Source organism: Methyloceanibacter stevinii, assembly GCF_001723355.1.
In the GTDB taxonomy this organism is placed as follows: domain Bacteria; phylum Pseudomonadota; class Alphaproteobacteria; order Rhizobiales; family Methyloligellaceae; genus Methyloceanibacter; species Methyloceanibacter stevinii.
Genome location: NZ_LPWE01000011.1, coordinates 85,873 through 103,464, shown reverse-complemented (window position 1 = coordinate 103,464; position 17,592 = coordinate 85,873). Strand labels below are relative to the sequence as shown.

Here is a 17,592-nt window from a genome sequence, read left to right as displayed (position 1 = left end):
CGGTCACGGCTTGCACGGCCCAGGCAAGGGACGTCGTCGGCAAGTCGTCGCTACCCTCGGCGTCGCCTCTGTCCCCGATTCATCGGTAAGGGAGGCCTCGACCAGGTAGGGCTGCTCGCCGCGCTTCTTGTAGAAAATGTGCCGGCCGATCTTATCGATCTTGTTCATGCGGTACGACCAGCGCGGCCGCACATAGTCCGCATGGTAGAAGGTCGAGTAGCCGACTTCCGGAAGCCAATGCTCGCCCGCCATGAAGCTCTTGGAGAGCTCTTGCGCGCGCGCCCAAAGGGCCTTGTCACGCGGATTGTCGGAATGGCCGTCACAGGTAAAGGAGAATTGGCACCCTTTGCGGTGCTGCCCTTGGTAGACGACGCCGCAGATCGTCTGCGGGAACTTCGGGCTGCGGACGCGGTTCAAGATCACCTGCGATACGGCAATCTGCCCCTTGAGCGGCTCACCCCGCGCTTCGAAATAAATGGCGGTGGCCAGACAATGGCGCTCGCGTTCTTCGAACTCGGCCTGGGTCTCGCCCTTGTAGCGGAACTTCAGAGCTTCCTCCGAGGGACGATAAGCGATGTCATAGGGATCGGGACGGAAACCGTCGACCTCGTAGCTGGCATCGAAGAGCGCCGCATAACCCGCCGTCGGGAGGACGGCGCTGCCGATGTCTTGATCCTGCTGCGACGGGACGAACGCGACGGGAATGACGGCCCCGCCCTCATCGTCCTTTTTCTCGGTGAAGAACCCGGGCAGCGCAGGCAACTTCGCGATGCTGGCCATGATCGAGGCCCTGGCCGGCTTCGAGGCGGAAACCGCAAAGCGATCCGCGCGAGGACCCTTACCGTCTTCGTAGAACAGACGGGCGGCGGCAGTCGAAACCTCTCTGGGCTCGGCGTCGTCTTCGGTTCGAATTGCGTTGGAAATAGTGCCGGGAGCGGGCAGGTACAGCTCAACCTCGGCGCCAAACAGGCTGCCGTATGCGGCTGCATAACCCACACCGATTGACGGGAGCGATACGAGCGCAGCGGCGGCGTACCACATCCGACGAAACGAGCGTCGGCCCATTATCCCTCCAAGATCCCCGTACGGCCGACTTGCCAGCTGCCCGCCTTGGCGAGCATCCCCCTGGTAAGCCTCCGAAACTTCTTACCCCGTTCAAACGTGCGGACGAACCACGCGTTCCCTAGGGTATCCCCAAAATTTTCCAAGCTGCTGGCTGGAAGATCACCGACGGAAAGTCGGTGCAAAGCCCCCCCTGCCGGATTGAGCCCGGACCCCGTTGTTTGCCTTAACGAGCAGTGATTATTCTAGATCAATCTGTGCATATCGGCAACGCCCAACACTTTCGGCGCAGACTGGCTAACGATCCGTTACTGCAGGGTTTTTCACGGCTGCCTGGGCCGCGGCAAGGCGCGCGACGGGCACCCGATAGGGCGAACAGGACACGTAAGTCAGCCCAATTTTCTCGCAAAAACCAATGGTTTCCGGGTCGCCGCCGTGTTCGCCGCAAATGCCGATCTTGAGGTCCGGGCGGACGGCCCGGCCGCGTTCCACGCCGATTTCCATGAGCTCGCCGACCGCAGCGTCGAGCGTCATAAATGGATCGTGGTTAATGATCCCTTTGTCGGCGTATTCCCCAAGGAAACGGCCCGCATCGTCGCGGCTGAGGCCGAACGTAGTCTGGGTTAGGTCATTGGTTCCAAAGGAGAAAAACTCCGCCGACTCCGCGATCTCGCCGGCGACGAGACAGGCGCGGGGCAGTTCCACCATGGATCCGACCTGAAAGGCGAGCGTCGTCTCGCGTTCCTTCTCCACCGCACGCGCCGTCTCGGCGATGCGCTCCTTGATGAGGTCGAGTTCCCGCTTGGTGGCCACGAGCGGCACCATGATCTCGGGACGGACGCGGTCGTGCAGCTCCTTCCCGGACTCGATGGCGGCCTCGAAGATCGCCCGAGCCTGCATGTCGACAATCTCCGGATAGGAGACGAGCAGACGCGCTCCGCGCTGACCGAGCATGGGGTTGAATTCGCTGAGAACGGCGATGCGGCGGCTGAGACGTGCGATTTCCACCCCCATGGCTTCCGCCACATCGGCAATCGCGTCTTCCTCGTGCGGCAGGAACTCGTGGAGAGGCGGATCGAAGAGCCGGATCGTCACCGGCAGTCCCTTCATGATCTTGAAGAGCGCCATGAAGTCTTGCCGCTGCTCCGGCAGGAGCTCGGCGAGCGCCGCGCGGCGCGCCTCCTTCGTTTCCGCCAGGATCATCTCGCGCATGGCGACGATGCGATTGTCCTGGAAGAACATGTGCTCGGTCCGGCACAGGCCTATCCCCTCGGCGCCGAAGTCCCGGTGCATGCCGGCGTCGGCCGGCGTATCGGCGTTCGCGCGCACTTCCATGCGCCGCAGACCGTCGGCCCATTCCATCAGCGTGGCGAAGTCGGGCGACAGATCGGGCTGCCGCATGGTCACGCGCCCTTTGATGATCTTTCCGGAAGACCCGTCGATGGTGACGATATCGCCCTTACGCAAGACGACGCCCGACGCTTCCAACGTTTCGCGTTCGAGATCGATATGAGCCGCGGCGACACCGGCCACGCAGGGCCGTCCCATGCCGCGCGCCACCACGGCGGCGTGGCTCGTCATACCCCCACGGGTGGTCAGGATGCCCGCGGCCGCATGCATCCCTTGCACGTCCTCGGGCGAGGTCTCGATGCGCGCCAGAATGACCGTGTGCCCCTGGCTCTTCAGATGGACCGCTTCGTCCGCATCGAAGACGATCTCACCGGACGCGGCGCCCGGCGATGCGGGCAGCCCCTTCGCCAGCACCGTCATGTCCGCGTTGGGATCGAGCGTCGGATGCAGCAGCTGGTCGAGATGCGCCGGGTCGATCCGCATCACGGCTTCTTCCTGGGTGATGATGCCTTCGCCCGCCATATCGACGGCGATCTTCAGCGCGGCCTGCGTGGAGCGCTTACCGGCGCGGGTCTGCAACATGAAGAGTTCGCCCGCCTCGATCGTGAACTCGATGTCCTGCAGGTCGCGGAAATGCCGTTCCAGGGCGGCGCAATTGTGCTTCAGCTTGGCAAAGGCCTCCGGCATCGCCTCTTCGAGAGAGACCTTGCCATTGCCGTTGGCGGCGCTGGCTTGCTTGGTCAAGGGCTGGGGCGTGCGGAGGCCCGCAACAACGTCCTCGCCCTGCGCATTCAAGAGAAACTCGCCGAACAGTTCGTTCTCACCGGTCGAGGGATTGCGCGTGAACACGACGCCGGTGGCGCTGTTGTCGCCCTTATTGCCGAACACCATGGTCTGGACAGTGACGGCGGTGCCCCAATCGTCCGGAATGTCGTGAAGCCGCCGGTAGGCGATAGCCCGCGCGTTCTGCCAGGACCCGAACACGGCGGCGATCGCGCCCCAAAGCTGGTCGCGGAGGCTTTGCGGGAACCGCAGGCCCAACTCCTTTTCGACCAGCGACTTGAAGCGGGCGACGATCTCGATCCAATCCTCCGCCTGAAGTTCGGGATCGAGTTCGTAGCCCTTCAGCGCCTTGTAGTTCTCGAGGATATCCTCGAACAAGCCGTGATCCACGCCAAGCACCACATCGGCGTACATCTGGATGAAGCGCCGATAGGTGTCGTAGGCGAAGCGCCGCTCTCCGGTGCGGCGGGCAAGCCCTTCGACGGTTTCGTCGTTGAGGCCGAGATTGAGAACCGTGTCCATCATGCCGGGCATGGACGCGCGTGCGCCGGAGCGCACCGACACGAGCAGCGGATGCTCGACATCGCCGAAATGCGCGCCGGTGTAGGACGCCATCTGGACAAGCGCCTCGTCCACCATGGGTCTCAGCGCGTCGGGGAGCTTGCGGCCGTTCTCGTAATAGGCCGCGCACATATCCGTGGCGATGGTGAAACCAGGGGGAACGGGCAGGCCGATACGCGACATCTCGGCAAGGTGTGCGCCCTTGCCGCCGAGACGATCCTTGTCCGCGGCGGAGCCATCGGCGTGTCCACCGCCGAAGCTGTACACCCATTTGGGCGTCTGTTCCGCCATCTCGGCCTCGCCTCCTGTCATTCGTCGTTGATTGCCCGGTCCGCCCCTTCTTTTAGCCCGCCCAGCGCATCGCACACAAACGGGCAAATCGACGTAGGGTGCGCGCGAGTTTAGGTGCGCGCAGTTAGGGCCGGATGGGACGCCGCGACTTGGCGTTCCAATGGGTCAAAAAATCGCCCCCGGGGATCACGCGCTGTTCGGCGGTTTGGACACGCCGTAGGTCCAAACCAGGACCGTGCCGGTGCCGACCAGCGACACTTCGAGGGGGATGCGCGCGTAGTTCGGATCGCCATGCTCATAGGCGTCGAGTTCCGCGAGAAGGCGCTCGCCCGGCGGCAAGGCGAACACATCGCCGATGATGCGTGTCGGCGCGCTCTCGTCGAACATCGCGGCCGGGTACCAGCCCATGTCGTAGAGCCTGCCGTTTGCACGGGCCTGGCCCACATAACGCGCCTGCGCCGAGAGACGCCGTGCCATCGGATGATTGCTGCCCTGGCGCAACGTCCCGTAGACGAAGATGTGGCCGGGTTCGGTATCGGCCTTGTTACTCACGCGGGTAACTCGACGCGGCCGGTTTCGTCCAGCGGCCAGAACGGATTGTGGGCGACCTCCCAGGCATGGCCGTCCGGGTCGGCGAAATAGCCGCTGTAGCCGCCCCAGAATACCTTCTCGGCGGGCTTGAGGATGTGTGCGCCGGCCGCCTCGGCTTGCGCCATCATGGCGTCGACCTGCGCCTCATCGGCGCAGTTCATGGCGATGGCCGTGCCGCCGTTTCCGGTCCAGATGCCGTCGGCCTTGGCGTCGTCTTTGAGAGCATCGCGGCCGAAAAGCCCTAGCACCACGGCACCGGCCTGCATGAACGTCACTGCTTCCTGACTCTGGCTCGACCGCTTGAAACCCAGCCGCTCGTAGAACGCCGTCGCATCGGCAATGTCTCCAACGCCGAGTGTGATCATGCTGATGTGCGGACGCATGGGTTAACCCGCGATCTTGGAGAAATCGGCGACGGTCTTTGTCGTGCTGCGGATACGATTGAGGAGCCGCAAGCGGTTCTCGCGCAGTTTCGGATCGTCCGCGTTGACCGTGACCGTGTCGAAGAACGCATCGACCGGCGCGCGCAACTTCGCCATGGCGGACATGGCGGCCTCGAAATCCTCGTCTTGCACAGCTTTTGCGGCGGCCTTTTCGACATCGTCCACGGCCTTGGCCAGCGCCTTTTCTTCCGGCGCTTCGAGCAGCGCGGGGTCGGGCGCTTCGTCGTAGCTCTTCTTGTCCTTCTTCTCTTCGATACGCAGGATGTTCGCCGCGCGCTTGGTGCCCGCGAGCAGGTTCGCACCGTCGTCCGTATCGAGGAAACGGCCGAGGGCTTCGACCCGCCGCACGATCATCAGCAAATCGTCGCCGCCGAGCGCGAACACCGCGTCGACAAGATCGTGCCGCGCGCCCTGGTCGCGAAGATAGATTTTCAAGCGATCGGCGAAGAAGTCCAGAAGGCTGCGCGCCGTCTCTTCCTTGCCCGCCGCGTCCGTCGGCAACTGCGCTTCAATTTGCGACAGGAGCGGCAGCCGTACGTCATTCTCTAGAATAATCCGGATGACGCCGAGCGCCGCACGGCGCAGCGCATAGGGATCCTTCGAGCCTGTCGGCTTTTCGTCGATGGCCCAGAAGCCCACCAGCGTGTCGAGCTTGTCGGCGAGCGCGAGCGCGATGGAGACAGGCGCGCGCGGCACGTCGTCCGTTGGTCCCACCGGCTTGTAGTGATCCGCGATAGCATTGGCGACGGAGGGCCGCTCGTTCTGATCGAGCGCGTAGTAGCGGCCCATGGTGCCCTGTAGCTCGGGGAACTCGCCGACCATGTCGCTCACGAGATCGGCCTTGCACAGAATGCCCGCGCGCTCCGCATCTTCAGCGTCTGCGCCGACCAGCGGCGCCAAATCCCGCGCCAGCTTGAAGATGCGCTGTACGCGTTCGTATTGGGTGCCGAGCTTCTCATGGAAGGTGATGTCCTTGAGCTGCGGCACGCGCGTTTCGAGCGAGACCTTAAGATCCTGATCGAAGAAGAACTTCGCATCCGACAGTCTTGCCGCGATCACGCGCTCATTGCCCTGGGTGATGGACGTGCCGCCGTCGTCGGCCTCCAGGTTCGCGACGAGCACGAACCGGTTGGCAAGGTCATCCCCCTTCGAGACGGAGAAGCACTTCTGATGCGCCTTCATGGAGGTGGCGAGCACTTCCGGCGGCACGCTCAAGAATTCTTCGTCGAAGGCGCCCATGAGCGGCACGGGCCATTCGGTGAGACCGGCGTTTTCCGCAAGCAGCCCCGCGTCCTCGACGAGCGCGAAACCATGCTCGCCGACCCGCGCGCGTGCGCCGTCCTGGATCTTGGCGGCGCGCTCATCGCTGTCGAGAATGACGAAGGCCTTGCGCAGCTTCGCCTCGTAATCGGCGAAGCTCTTCACGTCGAACTCTTTCGGCGCCATGAAGCGATGGCCGCACGTGCTCTTGCCGCTCTTGATGCCGTCGACTTCGAAGTCCACGACCTTGCCGCCCAGCACGCAGAGAATGGAATGCAGCGGCCGCACCCAGCGGAGCTTGCCGGCGCCCCAGCGCATGGCTTTCGGCCACGGAAACGTCTTCACGATCTCGGGGACGATCTCTGCAACCACATCCGCGGTGTCGCGCCCCGGCTTCTCGATGACCGCGACGTAGTAGCTGCCCTTCTTGTCTTCGCGGGTCTCCGCTTCGTCGACGGAGCCGAGGCCGGCCGATTTCAGAAACCCTTCGATGGCCTTGTCGGGTGCGCCGACGCGCGGCCCCTTGCGCTCTTCGCTGACGTCAGGCGAGCGCTTGGGAAGACCGTCGACCACCGCGGTGATGCGGCGCGGTGTGGCAAAGGTCTTGATCGCATCGAAGTCGAGACCGGCGGCTTTGAGCTTGTCGTCCAGCAGGCGCGCAAGGTCGTCTTGCGCGCGGGTCTGCATGCGCGCCGGGATCTCCTCGGAGAAGAATTCGAGCAGGAGTTCAGCCATCGCGCGTCAGGCTCCTTTCCGCGCGGGGTCTTGACCCAAACCGAGGTCTTGACCGAAACCGATGTCGTGGTCGTCAAGATCCTGGATTCCGAATTCAAGAACGCCATAGGGCTTCTCGCCCAGATGGTAGTCGATAAGCGCGCCGCGCTCCGTCAGCTCGTCATACATGGCGCGTGCGTCGTCTACCCAGAAATAGGCGTTCCACATCTTGTCCTTGATGTGCCAGTGGGGAACCACCTCCCGCGCTTCGGGAATTTGGGTCAGCATGACGTGGGCCGCGTCGCGGGCGGCGATGGCGAAATCCGCCGGCTCGCCCCAGACGCCGAGCGTGCGGAAGCCGACCTTCTCGGCCCAATAGGCGATCGTCTTGGGGAGATCACGCGCGAACAGCACGGGCGCTTGCTGCAAGATCTTGGCCTTGGCTGTGGTCATGCCGCCGCCCCGCCCGCTTCCGTCTTGAGCCAGGCCGCGCAGCAGGCCTTGGCCAGATCGCGCACGCGCAAAATGTACGCCTGACGCTCGGTGACCGAGATCACGCCGCGTGCGTCCAGAAGGTTGAAGATATGGGAGGCCTTGATGGCCTGGTCGTAGGCCGGGAGCACCATCAAATGCCGCCCCCCGTTTTCGCCGGCCTCCAGCAGCGCCTTGCACTCGGCTTCGGCGTCGCGGAAATGCTCGAACAGCTTCGCGGTATTGGCGTGCTCGAAATTGTGCCGGGAGTATTCCTGTTCGGCCTGCAGGAAGATGTCGCCATAGGTGACCTTGGCGTCCCCTTCCCCGCCGTTGAAGTTCAGGTCGTAGACATTGTCCACGCCCTGCACATACATCGCCAGACGCTCGAGACCGTAGGTCAGTTCGCCAGAGACCGGGTCGCAATCGAACCCGCCCACCTGCTGGAAATAGGTGAACTGCGAAACTTCCATGCCGTCGCACCACACTTCCCAGCCGAGCCCCCAAGCGCCGAGCGTCGGGCTTTCCCAGTCGTCCTCCACGAAGCGGATGTCGTGATTCTTGGGATCGATGCCTAGCCGCACGAGGCTCTCCAGATACAGGTCCTGGATGTCCGGCGGCGACGGCTTTAGAATGACCTGGAACTGATAATAATGCTGGAGCCGGTTGGGGTTCTCGCCGTAACGGCCGTCCTTGGGACGCCGCGAGGGCTGAACATAGGCCGCACTCCAAGGTTTCGGGCCCAGCGACCGCAGCGTGGTGGCCGGATGAAACGTGCCGGCGCCGATCTCCATATCGTAGGGCTGGAGGATGACGCAGCCTTGGTCGGCCCAGAAGCGCTGAAGCCTCAAAATGAGGTCCTGGAACGACGGCGCGGCGCTTCCGCGGATTTGTCTTGCTTGGACATATTCGATTCGGGACGGGGCAGGTTTGCCGCCGCACGCTATTGCGTTGCAGCCGACAATGGAAGCCAAGAAGGAGCCAGCGTTAAGCCGGGGCTCCGGTTTACGGGCCCGCGGGGCTCCCCTCGGCACTCATCTCAGTGTCAGGGGCGCTCCTTGGGGCGGTAGACGCCGGTGACGGGGTCTTCTTCCAGCGGCACGGCGCTCTCGATATCGCGCCGCTCCATCGCCTCCTGCGCCTTGCGCAATTCGGCCCGGACGCGCTCCTGCTCCCTTTTGAAGTAGCGCCGGACCCAGAGCAGGCCCGCGCCGATTGCAGCCAATAGAAGAACTTGGGGCATTGTTCTACAATCCGAACCTCGACCAGAGAGAGCGCGCCTCGATCGCGGAGATCACATCGGCGGCGAAGCCTGCGGCCACCCACCGAGCTCGAAACCACCGGCCCCGGCCGAAACCGACTTCTTATTGCGCCGGAGTAAGCCTCCGCCCGTCGAGACGAGCTTGAAACGCACGTCCTCGCCGAAGACTTCGCGCATCTTGGTGCGCAAATCCGACAGGCCGTCGATGAGACCGAGTTCCGCCGCCACCTTGCCGGACCAGAACGCGCCGGTGAAGAGTTCGTCGTCTGACTTCGTCAGCTTGTCGCCCCGGCGCGACTTCACCATGTCGATAAAGGCCTCGTGCACGTCGACCTGAATGGCCTTGATGCGTTCCACATCGGCCGGCTTCTCGGGCAAGAACGGATCGAGCGTGTCCTTGCTCTTGCCCGCCGTGTAGACGCGGCGCTCCACACCGACCTTCTCCATCAGGCCGGGAAAGCCGAAGCCGGCGGCGATCACGCCGATCGAGCCCACGATCGAGCTTTGATCCGCATAGATCTCGTCGCCCGCGAGCGACAGCATGTAGCCGCCCGACGCCGCGACATCCTCGCAGAACGTATAGACCTTCAGGTCCTTCTCCTCGGCGAGGGCGCGGATGCGCTTGTGGATCAGCGTCGACTGGACGGCAGCGCCGCCCGGCGAATTGATCTGAATGGCGACCGCCTTCGCGCCACGCATGCCGAAGGCCTTGTCGATGGCGGCAGCGACCGTCGGCAGGGAGAGTTCCTGCTTGAACGGGGAGCTCATCCCAATGGGCCCGCTGAAGCGCAGAACCGGGACTAAAGGCCGGGGCTTGGTCCAGCTCTTCGGCAGCAGGGATTTCAAGACTGTCATCAAACCATTTTCGCTCATAAACGCACCGTACCCGCAGGCCTATTCAGATCAAGAGTTGTCCACTAGATCGGGATCAATAAAGGCTAGACCGGGGCAATAGGCCCCGCCACCCGGTTAACCCCACCCGTTAAGCAGATTCTGCAAACAGACATGAGCCGGTGCCAATTGGATGGTATACAACTAGTGTATCGCGGGCGCCCCACTCGAAGCGGCGAGCCGGCTCTACGCAGCGCCGGTCCTTGGAGGACACCTCAGTTGAGAAAATTTGCGATCCTGGCGAGCTTGGCGGCGGCAGTCGCGTTTGTCGGTATCTCGCTTGCGCCGCAGCCGGCCGAGGCGGGCCTGTGCCGCAAGGTCTGGCGCAACGGCTATTACAGCAGCGGTTATTGCGGCCGGCGCTTCGTCGGACCCGACCGCTACGGCTATGTCCGGCCGCGCGCGGCCTATTACCCGCCGCGGCACTGCCGGTCCCGTTACGGCTGTGGCACCTACCCTTACGCTTACTACCCTTATTGGCGAAACCGGACCCAGGGCCGTTGGTACTACCGATAGCTCTCCCAATCCGTATCGCACTCCGGCGAAAGGCCGGCCTCCTAACCGGAGGCCGGCCTTTTGTTTTTCCGGCCTGAATAGCCGATGAACGCGGCTCTCAGCCACGGTTCAGCACCTCACCTCTAAGACCTGTTCTCAAGACCGAGGACTTGAGACCGAGCACTTGGAGCGGCCCGACGGCCGCCGGAATAGAGGTAAGAACCATGTTGAGAACGACTCTTCTTGCAGCAGCCACGCTGGTGGCGTTCGGGGCGACAGCCGCCTATGCGGGCTCCGACGGCGGACACGGCCACAAGGACCACGACCGCCACGGTCGCGGCGGCTATGAGCACAACTACGTTCCCGGGCCCCAAGCCGGCCGCTATCGCCACCATCGGGGCCACCACGGGGCGAAGCGCGATCACCGTTACGGCCGTGGCTGGTTCGATTACCGCGGTCGGTCCTACTGCCACCTCGCCCCGCGCAAGGTCCCGATCAAGGTCTGGGACCGCCGGGGAAACTCCTACCGCAAATGGGTTTGGAAGGACGTGAGGGTCTGCGTCTAGCCAGCCATCTCATGCCCGGGGCTCCTCCCTAGATCCGGGCACTCGCGGGGCTGCCGCCGATCCCCCCATGGCGGCAGCCCTCGCCTTTTTCGGGGAGTATCCGTGGCTGCCGTGGCGGCTCTATACGCCGGTCGCATCCAAATTGAGCGCAGCGCCGCTTCGCAAGACGGCTTCGGCTTCCGCCGTGTAGGCGCCCCCATCTTCATGCAGCACCAGCCCCGGCAGGAGACGCGCGCTCGCACGGCTGTTCTTGCGCCCCTGGACGATGACGCGGGCCGCCGGGACACCGCGCCGGGGAAACAGCGGGTAGATGGCAAGGCCGCCGAAGCGGTCTTTCAGGACCTCGAGAAGCGGACAGAGAGACTCCGCCCTGTGGATCAAGGTCAGTGTCGCGTGCGGGCCCGCCATTGTGGTCAGAAACCGCACCCAGCGCTCCAACTCTCCATCCGGCATGACATGGGCGCTGGCGCGCGAAGCGTCCGCCGCCGCCCGGACCGAGCCTGCGCCGTAGAAGGGTGGATTGGCGATGACCTGGTCATAACCCTCGCGCACGAGTCCCGCCGTGCCGAGAACCTTGCCCGGCGCGGTGACGTCGGCCTCGATCACGCGAAACCGGTCGCTGACGCGATTCCGCTCCGCATTCTGCCGCGCAAGGGCACACTGACTTTTGTCAATTTCGACCCCGGCGACATCGATGCCCGGCACACGGGCCAGGAGGCATAGGCCCGCGGTGCCCGCGCCTGTTCCCGCATCCAGCACCCTTTCGCCGGCCCGCGCCGGCACGGCCGCGGCCAGGAAAACGGCATCGCTGCCGCCCCGGTGTCCCGTCTTGTACTGAAGGATTTCGATCCGTCCGCCGAGAAAGGCATCGGCGGTCGTTCCGGGCTCCACGGAGCCGTTAGGACCGATTGTCGCGCTCGAGATCATTTCCAACGCCCGCCTCGGTCAGCAGCGCACGCGCCTTGTCGACCGAGCCCCCGTCGACCAGCACACGTTGCGGCAATGCCCCGATCGAGCCCTCCATGACGCTCATATTGGTGTCCAGCACCGTGAAGGCGATCCCCGCTTCTTTCAGGAGCGCGCTCACAAATGAAATGAGCACGGGATCGTTCGACCGTATCAGTTCTTTCATCGCCACAACCGCTCCCGAAAAGTCGGCCCAGCCTGGTTCTTCATTTCGGACCGCCGACAGTGCTATAAGCCCTCCGCACTGGAGGAAACGAAACCCTTCACCAGAGGAGACTGGCCTGTGGGCATTGTCGTCAAGCTTTCCGACTCGCGCGACTCGAACGCGAGCCTCGCGCCACTCTTCGCGCTTGTCGAGGAGGACATGGCCCGTGTCAACCAGTTCATCCTGGACAAGGCCCGTTCCAATGTCGACTTGATCCCGGAGCTTGCGCGGCACCTGATCGATTCCGGCGGCAAGCGCCTGCGCCCCATGCTGACGATCGCCGCCTCCAAGCTGTGCGGCTATGAAGGCGACGGCCACCAATGGCTCGCGACCGCCGTGGAGTTCATGCACACGGCGACGCTGCTCCACGACGACGTTGTAGACGAGAGCAGCCTGCGGCGCGGCAAGACCACCGCGCGGTTGTTGTGGGGCAACGAGGCATCCGTCCTCGTCGGCGACTATCTCCTCGGTCAGTCTTTCAAGATGATGGTCGATGTCGGCTCCTTGGGCGCCTTGCGCATCCTCTCCGATGCGGCGGCAATCATCGCCGAGGGCGAGGTGATGCAGCTCATCACCGCCAACAACACCGATACGACGGAAGACGACTATCTGGCGGTCATCGAGGCAAAGACCGCGGCGCTGTTCGCCGCCGCCGCCGAGGTCGGCGCCGTGATCGCCGACCGTCCGAAATCCGAAGCCGCGGCCTTGCGGTCCTTCGGTCGCAATCTCGGCGTCGCCTTCCAGCTTGTGGACGACGCACTCGACTACTCGGGCGAGCAGTCCGAACTCGGCAAGAGCGTGGGCGACGATTTCCGCGACGGCAAGATCACGCTGCCGGTCGTGCTCAGTTACCGGCGCGGCAGCGCCGACGAGCGCGAGTTCTGGGAACGGACTCTCAAGCAGGGCGAGATTGGCGACGACGATTTGCAGACGGCCATCGATCTGATCGCCAAGCACAACGCGCTAGCCGATACGATGGAGCGGGCGCGTCACTACGGAGCAATTGCCCGCGACGCGCTGGCGATCTTCCCGGATGGCGACGTCAAGTCGGCGCTCCTTGGGGCCATCGAGTTCTCGGTCAGCCGGCCTTACTAGCTTGCGGCGCCTGCTAGCTTCCAGCGCCTATTGGCTCAACGGCGCGTGAGGATCCCCGAGGATTCCGGCGGTTATCCACCATTCCGGCTCTTGCTCGGCCAGCAGGATCGCAGCCCGCAGCGCTTCGCGTGGGCTGGCGAACACGGCAAAGCAGGTTGCGCCAGAGCCCGACAAACGAACGAGCCGGACGCCGGCCAGTTCCTGCAGCTTCGACAGCACAGATCCGATTTCGGGCGCGAGCTTCAACGCCGCGGGCTCGAGGTCGTTGGCACGCGCGGATGCGTAGGCGATTAGTGCCTCGAAGTCCCCGCCGAAATCCTGCGGTGGCGCTTCTTGCGGCGGCGCTTTCAATGGCGCGGCACCGAGCGCCCCGTACACGGCGCCGGTGGCGAGTTCCACACCGGGATTGACCAGCACGACACCGCATTGCGGGAAGCCCGTTACCGGCGCGACGATCTCGCCACGACCCGTCATGAATGCGGGCGCGCTCCGCAGACAGACGGCGACGTCGGACCCGAGTTCGGGCGCAAGCGCCGCGACGTCGTCGGCGCCAACCGCGCCGTCACTCGTCTGCATCAGCAGTCGCAGCGCGGCGGCGGCGTCCGCGGAGCCGCCACCCAGACCCGCCGCGACAGGAAGCGTTTTGACGAGGCGGAACGTCCCTGGGCTCAGCGCGGGAAACCGAGCTCGTGCCGTCTGCGCAGCCTCAAGAATGAGGTTCGCGCCCTCCCACGCCTGGGCAAAAGGACCTTCCACGTCGAGCGCGAATGTTTCGGAATTGTCTTGCGAACCGGCCTGCTCGGACACAAGCCTCGGTGCCCCCTGCCGGTGGGAGACGAACTCAAGGGTATCGCCGACGCCGGCGAAGGCGACGAGGCTTCTTAGCTCGTGAAAACCGTCGTCGCGGCGGCCCAACACCTCAAGCGTGAGGTTGAGCTTCGCCCAAGCAATGTCCCGTATGCGCATATCGCGACACGAGGTATCGCGAAACGTCGCCTAATGCGAGGTGTTCCTTTTGGCCTCGACCATTTCGGACGTCGACTTGGTCGCGCTCGCCGCGTCCAAGCCCGATGCGATTTTCTTCGTCAGCATCTCTTTCAGGTCGTCCTCGGGCTCGAGCGTCATGGACTGGTACCACTGATATTTTGCTTCGAGCGTCCGACCCACGCGCCAATACGCATCGCCGAGATGGTCGTTGATGATCGGATCGTCCGGCCGCAATTCCACCGCCCGCTCCAGCTGCTCGACCGCCTGGGGCATGCTCCCGAGCCGGTAGTAGGCCCAGCCGAGGCTATCCACGTAATAGCCGTCGTCAGGCTTCAAGCTCACTGCCTTGCGGATGTAGTCCATGGCCTGTTCGAGATTCATCCCCTGATCGACCCAGGAGTAGCCGAGGTAGTTCAGGATGAGCGACTCGTCCGGGTTCAGTTCGAGGGCCTGTTTGAAATCGGCTTCCGCGGCAGGCCAATCCTTCAGACGTTCGTTGGTTACGCCGCGCGCGTAGTAGAGCGCCCAGTTTCGCTGCGCCGGTTTGTCGATAAGGTCGATCGCCCGGGTGTAGTACTCGCGCGCCTCTTCGTGACGCTCCTTGGAACGGAGGATGCTACCGAGCGCGTCGAGCGGACGGATATCGTCTGGGTTCTCGGCGATGATCTTGTCGAGCACGGCCTTCGCGTCATCGATACGCTCGAGCGAAGCCAGCGCAAACGCCTTCTGAATTTGTACATTCAGCCAGAGTGGCGATGACTCCGGAACATTGTCGAAGGCGGCGATCTCGTCCTCGTACTTCTCCGCCTCCGAATAGGCCTCCGCGAGCGCGACCTGGGCCAATGGGAAGTCCGGCTTGAGGAGCAGCGCAAATTTCAAATACTGCGTGCCGGTTTCCAGATTTCCCTCGCCGACGGCGACACTGCCGATCCCATAAAAGACCTCGGCGAGGCCTTCCGCGGGCGTGCTGACAACCAGCTCCGGCGAATCGCCCTTCTCGATGTCTTTCAGCAGGGACTCCGTAATGGGGTGCGGAAGGGTCTTGGCCATGTGCAGCTTGAGCGCCGCGATCGCGAGGTCCTTCCGGTTCCCGCGCGCGGCGTGGCGCGCGTAGGCGTCGACGACCCGCAAGGTTCTGGGGTTCCGCTTGAAGGCCGCGTCGTATGACTTGCTGGCGAGCTGATGGCGCCCGGCGACATCCGCAATGAGGGCGCGATGGTAGAGGAGGTAGAAATTCGCCCAATTGGCCGTGCTGAGCGCATCCAGCGTGTCGAAGGCCTTGGAGTGTTCGCCTTGTGCTTCCTGGGTCCAGGCGCGCGCCAGCGTCGAGGTCGGATCGACCGTCGGGCCCTGCCGCGCCTCGGAGAAGTGCTCCTCGGCCTCCTTGTAGTCGCCCGCCTTGAAGGCATTGATGGCCAGCAGGAACTGGGCAACGCGGTGCGACGGCTCGACATTAACGAGCTCGCGGGCGAGTTCGGTCGCGCGCTCCCAATGCCCCGCACGGGCTTCCAGCAGGAATGCCTGCTCGAGGATGGCCTCGTTGGTCGGGTCGGCCTCCAAGGCTCTGGTGTAGAACTTGGCGGCGGCTTCGATGTCATGGTTATGGCGTGCGATGCGGCCGGCCAGATAATTGCCGAGAAGGGTTTGGGCGCCCGTCGTCTCCGGCTTTCTCGCCACCACCTCGGAATAGGCGGTCGGGGCCGCGAGAATCGCGACCAGAAGCACCGATCGCAATGCCCATTTGCCCATACGTCCGCTGTCTGGATTCGTCATTTCGTCGGCCCGGCTTCCGCCGCCCCAAGCTATTTGGTTCATCGCATCGAGACAGGCTATGCGCTTTGTCCTGTCATGAAAACTATATTTGGGTTCAAACGCGGCGCGTTTGTGACCCAATCGCTTGAGCTAGATGAGCATTCCGTAATGTTGGCCCGTCCGCGCCCCGCTACATGTTGGCATAGTTCGGCCCGTCGCCGCCCTCCGGCACGACCCAGGTGATGTTCTGGGCCGGATCCTTGATATCGCAGGTCTTACAGTGCACGCAGTTCTGTGCGTTGATCTGGAAACGCACCGAGCCGCCGTCTTCCACGACCTCGTAGACATTCGCCGGGCAGTAGCGCTGCGCGGGCTCGTCGTAGTGCGGCAGGTTCTCCTCGATCGGGATGTCGGGATCCGCGAGCTTCAGATGCACAGGCTCGTCTTCGTCATGGTTGGTGTTGGAGAGGAACACCGACGTGAGGATGTCGAAGGTCAGCTTGTTGTCAGGCTTCGGGTAATCGATCGGCTTGCATTTCGCCGCCGACCGCAAGCTCGCATAGTCGGCTTTCTTGTGTTTCAGCGTGTGGCCGAGGAACGGGAAAATCGTATTGAGCCACATGTCCAGGCCGCCCAGCATCACCCCGAGCCGCGTACCGAAACGCGACCAGAGCGGCTTCACGTTGCGCACCTTCTTCAACTCCTTGGCCAACGAGCTCGCCTCGTAGGCCTGGATGTATTCGAGCAGCGTATCCGCCGACCGTCCGGCACCGAGGGCATCGAACGCCGCTTCCGCGGCCATCATGCCCGAGAGCATGGCGTTGTGAGATCCCTTGATGCGAGGAACGTTCATGAAGCCGGCCGCGCAGCCCACCAGTGCCCCACCGGGGAACGCAAGCTGTGGGACGGCCTGGTAGCCGCCCTCGGTGAGCGCCCGGGCGCCATAGGCGAGGCGCTTGCCGCCCTCCAGGTGCCGCGCGATCACGGGGTTGGTCTTTGAGCGCTGAAATTCCTTGAATGGATTGAGATAGGGATTGGCGTAGTCGAGATGGACGACGAAGCCCACCGAGACCAGGTTGTCGCCGAAATGATAGAGAAAGGAGCCGCCGCCGGTCTTGTCGTCGAGCGGCCAGCCCATCGTGTGCTGCACGAGACCCGGCTGGTGCTTCTCGGCCGGAATTTCCCAGAGCTCCTTCAGTCCGATGCCGAATTTCTGCGGGGCACTGTCTTCATCCAGACCGAACTTCTTGATGAGCTGTTTGGTGACCGAGCCCCGCGCACCTTCGGCAAAGAAGGTGTATTTGCCCATCAGCGCCATGCCCGGCGTGAAGCTGTCCTTCTGGCTGCCGTCGCGCGCGACCCCGAGATCACCGGTGATGACGCCTTCGACGGCGCCTTCGCGCGATGACATCGGCGACCGCGATGCCGGGATAGACCTCGACGCCAGCGCCTCGGCCTGCTCACCGAGCCATTTGGTCAGATTGCTGAGGCTGCCCGCATAGCATCCGTGATTGTTCATTAGCGGCGGCATGAACAGATTCGGCAGCCGGATCTCGCCCGCTTCGCCGAGATAGTAGAACAGGTCCTTGGTCACCGCGTCGGTCAGCGGCGCGCCCTTTTCGCGCCAATCGGGGATGAGCTTGTCGAGCCCGACGGGGTCGATCACCGCGCCGGAGAGGATATGGGCGCCGATCTCCGACCCCTTTTCCAGAACGACGACGGAGACCTCTTTGTCCTTCTCGGCGGCGAGCTGCTTGAGCCGAATCGCAGCGGACAGACCCGCAGGCCCCCCGCCCACGATCACCACATCGAACTCCATCACGTCCCGTTCGACCTGATCGCTCATCT

At 63.8% G+C, this 17,592-nt stretch carries 16 protein-coding genes and 1 pseudogene; 3 read left to right on the top strand and 14 right to left on the bottom strand.

Annotation, left to right across the window (positions count from 1 at the left end):
* Positions 1-3 precede the first annotated feature (3 nt).
* The 9 genes and pseudogenes from AUC70_RS07210 to AUC70_RS18805 all read right to left on the bottom strand — a co-directional run bounded on the left by AUC70_RS07210 (position 4) and on the right by AUC70_RS18805 (position 9,642).
* The gene (locus tag AUC70_RS07210; protein WP_083241367.1) at positions 4-1,065 is read right to left on the bottom strand and encodes a cell wall hydrolase; all 1,062 of its coding nucleotides are present in this window, start codon (positions 1,063-1,065) and stop codon (positions 4-6) included.
* 294 nt (positions 1,066-1,359) lie between these two features.
* Positions 1,360-4,047: a pyruvate, phosphate dikinase gene (gene ppdK, locus AUC70_RS07205; RefSeq protein ID WP_069444601.1), complete on the bottom strand. Its 2,688-nt coding sequence runs from the start codon at positions 4,045-4,047 to the stop codon at positions 1,360-1,362.
* A 186-nt stretch (positions 4,048-4,233) separates the two neighbouring features.
* Positions 4,234-4,599, bottom strand: a complete 366-nt coding sequence (locus AUC70_RS07200) for a gamma-glutamylcyclotransferase family protein (protein WP_069444245.1) — start codon at positions 4,597-4,599, stop codon at positions 4,234-4,236.
* Positions 4,596-5,021 (bottom strand): VOC family protein, encoded by a 426-nt coding sequence (locus tag AUC70_RS07195; RefSeq protein ID WP_069444244.1) that lies wholly within the window; start codon positions 5,019-5,021, stop codon positions 4,596-4,598. The genes AUC70_RS07200 and AUC70_RS07195 overlap by 4 nt, the downstream gene beginning before the upstream one ends.
* Before the next feature lie 3 nt (positions 5,022-5,024).
* The gene (gene glyS, locus AUC70_RS07190) at positions 5,025-7,076 is read right to left on the bottom strand and encodes a glycine--tRNA ligase subunit beta (protein ID WP_069444243.1); all 2,052 of its coding nucleotides are present in this window, start codon (positions 7,074-7,076) and stop codon (positions 5,025-5,027) included.
* A gap of 6 nt (positions 7,077-7,082) precedes the next feature.
* Entirely contained in the window at positions 7,083-7,508 is a 426-nt protein-coding gene (locus tag AUC70_RS07185; RefSeq protein ID WP_069444242.1) for a VOC family protein, read from the bottom strand.
* On the bottom strand, positions 7,505-8,416 hold the full coding sequence (locus tag AUC70_RS07180) for a glycine--tRNA ligase subunit alpha (protein ID WP_069444600.1): 912 nt from the start codon (positions 8,414-8,416) through the stop codon (positions 7,505-7,507). Before AUC70_RS07180 ends, AUC70_RS07185 begins: the two co-directional genes overlap by 4 nt.
* 155 nt (positions 8,417-8,571) lie before the next feature.
* Positions 8,572-8,769, bottom strand: coding sequence for a hypothetical protein (locus AUC70_RS07175; RefSeq protein ID WP_108681413.1), 198 nt, complete (start codon positions 8,767-8,769; stop codon positions 8,572-8,574).
* A 4-nt stretch (positions 8,770-8,773) separates the two neighbouring features.
* Positions 8,774-9,642 (bottom strand): annotated as a pseudogene (locus AUC70_RS18805) (S49 family peptidase).
* A gap of 255 nt (positions 9,643-9,897) precedes the next feature.
* On the opposite strand from AUC70_RS18805, the gene AUC70_RS07165 reads away from it, so the two are divergent.
* Both AUC70_RS07165 and AUC70_RS07160 read left to right on the top strand, forming a co-directional pair.
* Positions 9,898-10,194 carry a hypothetical protein gene (locus tag AUC70_RS07165; RefSeq protein WP_069444240.1) on the top strand — a complete coding sequence of 99 codons (297 nt, stop codon included), beginning with the start codon at positions 9,898-9,900 and terminating at the stop codon, positions 10,192-10,194.
* Between the two features lie 203 nt (positions 10,195-10,397).
* Entirely contained in the window at positions 10,398-10,739 is a 342-nt protein-coding gene (locus tag AUC70_RS07160; protein WP_141702011.1) for a hypothetical protein, read from the top strand.
* A gap of 120 nt (positions 10,740-10,859) precedes the next feature.
* Here the strand turns inward: AUC70_RS07160 and AUC70_RS07155 are convergent, their stop codons facing one another.
* Together AUC70_RS07155 and AUC70_RS07150 are read right to left on the bottom strand one after the other, a co-directional pair.
* Positions 10,860-11,666, bottom strand: coding sequence for a tRNA1(Val) (adenine(37)-N6)-methyltransferase (locus AUC70_RS07155; RefSeq protein ID WP_069444238.1), 807 nt, complete (start codon positions 11,664-11,666; stop codon positions 10,860-10,862).
* Positions 11,638-11,871, bottom strand: a complete 234-nt coding sequence (locus AUC70_RS07150; protein ID WP_069444237.1) for a putative signal transducing protein — start codon at positions 11,869-11,871, stop codon at positions 11,638-11,640. Before AUC70_RS07150 ends, AUC70_RS07155 begins: the two co-directional genes overlap by 29 nt.
* A 117-nt stretch (positions 11,872-11,988) precedes the next feature.
* Between AUC70_RS07150 and AUC70_RS07145 the strand changes: the two genes are divergently transcribed.
* Positions 11,989-13,005: a polyprenyl synthetase family protein gene (locus AUC70_RS07145; RefSeq protein ID WP_069444236.1), complete on the top strand. Its 1,017-nt coding sequence runs from the start codon at positions 11,989-11,991 to the stop codon at positions 13,003-13,005.
* A gap of 27 nt (positions 13,006-13,032) precedes the next feature.
* Here AUC70_RS07145 and AUC70_RS07140 read toward each other — a convergent pair whose 3' ends face one another.
* The 3 genes from AUC70_RS07140 to AUC70_RS07130 form a co-directional block, all read right to left on the bottom strand.
* Positions 13,033-13,971, bottom strand: a complete 939-nt coding sequence (locus AUC70_RS07140; protein ID WP_069444235.1) for a 4-(cytidine 5'-diphospho)-2-C-methyl-D-erythritol kinase — start codon at positions 13,969-13,971, stop codon at positions 13,033-13,035.
* A gap of 30 nt (positions 13,972-14,001) precedes the next feature.
* Positions 14,002-15,765, bottom strand: a complete 1,764-nt coding sequence (locus AUC70_RS07135; protein WP_158007391.1) for a tetratricopeptide repeat protein — start codon at positions 15,763-15,765, stop codon at positions 14,002-14,004.
* Positions 15,766-15,934: 169 nt separating this feature from the next.
* A complete protein-coding gene (locus AUC70_RS07130) occupies positions 15,935-17,590 on the bottom strand; it encodes an electron transfer flavoprotein-ubiquinone oxidoreductase (RefSeq protein WP_069444233.1) in 1,656 nt (551 codons plus the stop codon).
* Positions 17,591-17,592 lie beyond the last annotated feature (2 nt).